Raw genomic sequence first — 3,860 nt, 5'->3', positions numbered from 1 at the left:
GCAACACTCTCGTACTCAAATGCATAGTCGATACCACCTGCATCAAGAAGAGCAAGGAGATAGATGCTCCCTGATCTGATGCTCACTTTATCTCCTGACGGATGGAGGATCTCTGGGAGGGTGATGAGAGTTGAGTCTCCTGTATGAACGATCACAGGCTGAGGAGTGAGATGGTCGCCTATCATCTGTTCAAAGAGTAGATCATTGTTGTAATACCCTTCTGCTAATGACGCCACCATTAATGCCCGGTACCCGCATGCATCCAGCATCGGGTTAGAAAAACCGATATGTACATCGGGCTTTGAAAGGATCAGATGCCAGTTCCCGGACGTGATCTCATCTGCATATGCACTTCTATCGGTGTAGGCGATCACCATATGGTTTGTAGCAAAAGGAACAAACCAGTTGGTGTAGTTGTCGACTCTGTCACTCATCTGGCGATACATCATATCAGGGATAAGTGACTGGTCAGCGACAATGACCAGATCAAACTGGCGGTTGAGATCGGTGACCTGTCGTATGGCCTGGATACTTCCATGACCCTCGGTTTGTATGTCAATCTCCGGATGAAGTATCTCATATGCCTCTTCTATCTCTTCAAGCGGGAGAAGCATGCTGCCAGCCGAGACGACACGTACCGTCACCTGATCCGGTTGCACCTCCGTGCAGCCGGATACAAGAAGGAGCAGTATGGTGAAGAGAAAGAGCGCCCGCATCCGTCACCGCCTTTTGATCTCAATTGTATCGACCCATTTCACCCAGGAACTCCCCTCAACGATCACTCCTTCGGTCTTTGAGATGATGATCATCCTGAGTGGTCCGCCCCAGTCATCACCGATAGGTTCACCATCCCGTTCATAGGCAAGGATGATCGAGAGTCCGGGTGAATGGATCTCCTTGAGATCCTCATTCAGGGTCATGAATCCCTCTCCGTGTATCTGATCTTCGCCATATACCCAGAGATACCCGTCCTGAGCTGAGACATAGACGAGATCGTCTGGACCCATCCCACCGACCCGGTCAATGAGATCAGTTATCGGAACTCCGCGATACCAGTTTGGTCCGATTTTTATTCCTACTGTTGATATGCCATATCCATATCCTTCAACTGATGGGAGTGACCTGATCTCCTGGAGGCTGAGTACTTCTTCTGTATCTCCGATGAGGGTCAGATTCCAGACTCGATCATCAACGGCTGAGCCGGAAAAACTCATACAACCACAGATGAGGAGGGCTGCTGTGATCAGAACTCCCCATAAGAGAGGGTATTTTCCAAGCATTCATTCACACCCTTCGCCAGAGGATGAGACCCGCAATACAAAACCCTCCGATGAGCGGAGCCAGAGTTAATGGAGCTTGTGCCTGCGTTGTCGGGGCAGGTTTTTCATTTAATGATGATGCAAGGCTGCCACGATCTCCGGTGAACCCCCCCCGGTATATCCGTATCTCATCGACCCACTTGATCGAAAGGCCACTTGTCGAAGGGAGGAGGTCATAGAAGTGCTGTGCGGAGTCCGGAAGCGTCTCATACATATCATAATTGCCGTAAACATGCAGTCCCTCTGCGTTTGTTGAGTTGTCAGCAAAGAAGACGACTCGCATTCCCATATAGTAATCCGGAACATAACCTGTACCCTGCCGTTCACCTGCTCCCGAGTCTGCTCCGTTATACCAGCATATGCCGATTGGCCCCTGACGTGGGTCCGGGGTATAGATATTTGAATAGGGGTAGACGACATGGTAACCATCTGCTGCCCGGATCATAATATCATCACCTGGTTCTGCACCTGAAACAAGCTCACAGAGATCCTTTACGTCTGTTCCTTTGACCGCACCGCGATCCTTAAAGTTTGTCGTCTCGTTCTGATCCCATTTATCACCATCAAAGACAGGGCCCTGATGATAGTATCTCGTCCTGCCATCCCCAAGAACCGGAAGATTGGCTTCCATCCAGAGATGATCAACAGTTTTTTCATCTAAAATTGTTGTCTGATCATCAGCAATCTTTACCACATACACACTGGTGGTGGGTGCGGCATGAACTGTTCCTGCTATCAGTAACAGGAACAGAACCAGAGCTATATACCTTATTCTTCTTCTCGTCATAGTAATCTCCCGAAAAAATTGGTTTCAGATCATACATTCGACACTTGTATCAGGCAGAACGGTCATTGTACGTGAAATTGATCCGTCAGTTCCCTGAATCGTCACTTCATAGGTTCCGATACGCATATGGTCGAAGATATGAGGTGTTGTCTCTCCTGTGTATCTGCCATACAGGTAGATCCTCTGACCTGTCGGCGTGCTGTTTACCTCAAGCGATCCGCTCGGATATGGTGTCAGTGATGATTGTACTCTCCCTGCAGATTCCATGGTGCCCTGACGTATCGTCACCTCTCCATTTGCCGGGAGGAATCCGGGTTTTGATAGCACAATCTGATACTTTCCCGGAGTGAGATTGTCTATCATTGCAGGGGTGTGATCCGTTATTGGGAAACCATCGACAAATATCGCCGCACCGGAAGGATCCGACTCGACCAGAAGGGAGACACGGTCTCTCTCCTCCGGTAGCACCTCAAATGTCCCTCCATTCAATATGCTGTCAGGTACGGAGAATGAGTGATACCATTCTTCAGAATGAATGGTGATCCATCCACGATCTCCTTCAAGCTCGACAGTAGCCGGGATGGTGTATGCAGGGTATGCTCCGTTGACCGTGAACCGTTTGCCAAAATATTCGGTTGAGGTGATGGTGATCGTCCGAAGACGCTTGTTCACAGTCAGATCGATCCTGACAGGTACGATCGCATCCGGATGCACCCAGACTCTCCGGTTTACCTCATCCTCTAATCTGATACTATGCAGACCTTCTCTGAGACCATTCAGGACTATTGGGGTTATATAATCTGTTTTTTTGTTGTCTAAGGTGATCTCTCTTCCCTGTGGATAGGATTCAACAGAGAGGCCCCCGGTACGATTTCTTGCAACTCTTTCAACAGGTTCTCTCTCTTCTTTCTCTGTCCTTTCACTATCAATTACTATCAGATCTTCTTCCACCACTTTTTTTGGGGGCAACTCTTCTTCTGGTATATCTCCAAAGACAGAGAGGAACATCTTCCAAAGATTACTGAAGAACGATATGATCCTGGAGAAGATGCCTTCATCTTCAACTGATGGAGTACTGACTGTGACATGTGTTATGTTGGGTGACGCAGTCGGTTGCAGTGTGCCTGACCGGTTGTCAGGGGTCATGTTTTGGATGATGTATAGTGATCTCTCCTCATCATCTGTTCCATTCCCCTCCTGAGCTGTTCTATTCAGTTTATCAGTTATCGGGAGGAGGATGATATCGATGAAGGTGGTCTCGTCTATCTCGACTTCGACTGTTATCGTCTCGTTCTCATACCCTTCTTTAACGAGAGTTATCGTCCGCTCACCCTGAGAGATGAGTTCAAGGATGGTATCGGTCAGAAAACCTGTATCCTTACCATCACAGAAGATTTGTGCACCGGTTGGTACTGAAGAGATCTCAATACTTCCCCCCTCTTGTGTGAGATTAAAATGCACCATTGCGGGGGTATCGGTTTTTACCGTCACCCATTCATCATCCGGAATTGTATAATCATCAAGTTCGACCCGTATGGTGTACATCCCGGTCTCTATACCAGTAAGGATAGATGGGGTATACCGCCCGATATCCTCATCATCAAGGTAAATGGATGCCCCCTGGGGGTTACTTTCGATGATGATGCTTCCGGTCGGCTCTTCGTCGCTATTGATGATGATCTCGCTGATAGACTGAACTGAAAGACCGGTTGTCGTCGGATATATCCCATTATAGAAGTACCAGTACTCCTGGG

The 3,860-nt window shown here is 48.4% G+C and carries 4 protein-coding genes; all 4 read right to left on the bottom strand.

Annotated elements, in window-relative coordinates:
- Positions 1-716, bottom strand: a 716-nt coding sequence (wtpA, locus tag Q7V06_RS08190) for a tungstate ABC transporter substrate-binding protein WtpA (RefSeq protein ID WP_304840440.1), incomplete at its 3' end; no start/stop codon positions are given.
- 3 nt (positions 717-719) lie between these two features.
- Complete coding sequence (locus Q7V06_RS08185; protein ID WP_304840438.1) at positions 720-1,280, bottom strand: molybdopterin-dependent oxidoreductase; 561 nt, start codon at positions 1,278-1,280, stop codon at positions 720-722.
- Between the two features lie 4 nt (positions 1,281-1,284).
- On the bottom strand, positions 1,285-2,106 hold the full coding sequence (locus Q7V06_RS08180; protein ID WP_304840436.1) for an argininosuccinate synthase: 822 nt from the start codon (positions 2,104-2,106) through the stop codon (positions 1,285-1,287).
- A 24-nt stretch (positions 2,107-2,130) separates the two neighbouring features.
- Positions 2,131-3,860: PEGA domain-containing protein (locus Q7V06_RS08175; RefSeq protein WP_304840434.1), on the bottom strand; the 1,730-nt coding region annotated here is incomplete at its 5' end.

Source organism: Methanocalculus sp. (assembly GCF_030651615.1).
Classification (GTDB): domain Archaea; phylum Halobacteriota; class Methanomicrobia; order Methanomicrobiales; family Methanocorpusculaceae; genus Methanocalculus.
Note: the sequence above shows the minus strand (reverse complement) of the source record. Positions and strands in the feature narration are given on the sequence as shown.